Annotated in this window: 2 protein-coding genes; both read right to left on the minus strand. The window is 42.7% G+C overall.

Annotated features, from left to right (window positions below; all coding sequences use genetic code 11):
* Nucleotides 1-105 precede the first annotated feature (105 nt).
* A complete protein-coding gene (locus ACTJLE_RS06245; RefSeq protein WP_481267879.1) occupies nt 106-516 on the minus strand; it encodes an RNA polymerase subunit sigma-70 in 411 nt (136 codons plus the stop codon).
* Between the two features lie 147 nt (nt 517-663).
* Nucleotides 664-1,577 (minus strand): GH25 family lysozyme (locus ACTJLE_RS06250; RefSeq protein WP_481267880.1); only part of this gene is annotated, 914 nt, incomplete at its 5' end.

Below are 1,577 nucleotides of genomic sequence, written 5' to 3' on the forward strand. Positions count from 1 at the left end.
AAGAGTGAAACGGTAAGTTTTTCGGCTATTTCAAAACGAAAATCCGCCTGCATACTCTCTTTTGTCCAAGCCCTCGCTTTAACATCCGTTAGCCCGTGAGCATCATTACTTATTTGCATGACGTCCACCTTCAAAACGATGTTCTATATAGCAGGCGTGGCAGCAGTATTTTCTGGTTTTATTACCGTAAGAGATAAAAGAATTTTTGCAGTTAAGACAAGCACACTCATAGTTTGCCTGTCTTTTTACCAACTGTGTATGCTTGTTCCACCACGTGTTTCTACACGCGTCAGAGCAGAAACGTTTAACTTTTCTTCCTTTGTTTTGCTTGATTGGTTTTGAACAAGATTCACATAATGCCGTCTGTGTTTTCATAGACTGGATTACGCCTAGACTATTACGTTTGCAGTAGCTTTTAATCGTGTTAACGGAAACATTCATACGGTTTGCAATCTGCGTATAGCTAAGGCCTTCATCTCTTAGTAATTTGACTTGCTGTTTTTCTTTTATATTCATTTGCCTGTGCCTCCTTACATCACAGGCAAAGAAAAAACAGTGTTTTTTTAACCTCTTGACTTGATAATTTAACCTTAAAAAATAAAAAAGCCCGAGGATTGCTCCAATGTAGGAACAAGCCTCGGGCTTTACATGTTTCAAACTGTTTTACAAGAGTTCGTTTACTCGTTTTTGTACCGTATCATAATCGTATCCTGCTTGAGTTAGACGCTGTTTACGCTCATTTCCGTTACCCCACGTGCCTCGGATTACTTCACGGGCAAGCTCATCAACTGACTTTCTACAGGCTTTAACACCAAGAAGCTTATTAACTTTATTTTGCACGCTCGCATAATCGTATCCGGCAGAAGTTAAACGCTGTTTACGCTCATTTCCGTTACCCCAAGCGCCGTTAATAACTTCTCGCGCCACATCATCAATACTTGACGTGCGCGCAGCTTGGTCAGAGCCGCCGTTTTTACATCCGTTTAATCCAGCGTTTTTTATCACGCTCGGATAATCCACGTAAGCATAATCCATGTCAACTCTGCCGGCTACTCCAGGAACGCTGCCGTTTGACGAGTATTGCCAAAGACCATACGAGCCTTGATAACTGCAGTGCGTGTTCCACTGTGCGATCCACAAAGCGTAACGGTTTCTAACATGAGATGACACAAGATTATTAGCTACTGAAAGCGAGGTGTAAAAGCCTGCATAATACCCGTAAGTTTCCAGTTTGCTGCAAAAACTGGTAATCAGCGAATCGCAGAAAGCTCGCCCACGGTTAAGCTGGCTTTTTTCTTCCAAATCAAAGTAAACTGGGTACTCAAAACTCTTACCTGAAAGCATGTTCGCACAGCTTTGAGCTTCTTCAGCTGCCTCAGAACTGGAGTTTGCGTACGAATACCAGTAGGCTCCCACGTCAAGACCGGCTGCTTTTGCTTTACGATAGTTCTGTTCAAACCACTTGTCTTTGCATCCGATACCGTATCCTGCTCGAATGATCACAAACTCAATGCCGGATGCTTTTACCGCGTTGAAATCAATGTCACCCTGCCAAACTGATACGTCTATTCCTTTTT

Source organism: Gardnerella sp. CCPDSM (genome assembly GCF_056754715.1).

Coding starts and splice junctions, on each gene's coding strand:
- ACTJLE_RS06245 (WP_481267879.1), bottom strand. CDS start 516: ATGAATATAAAAGAAAAACAGCAAGTCAAATTACTAAGAGATGAAGGC.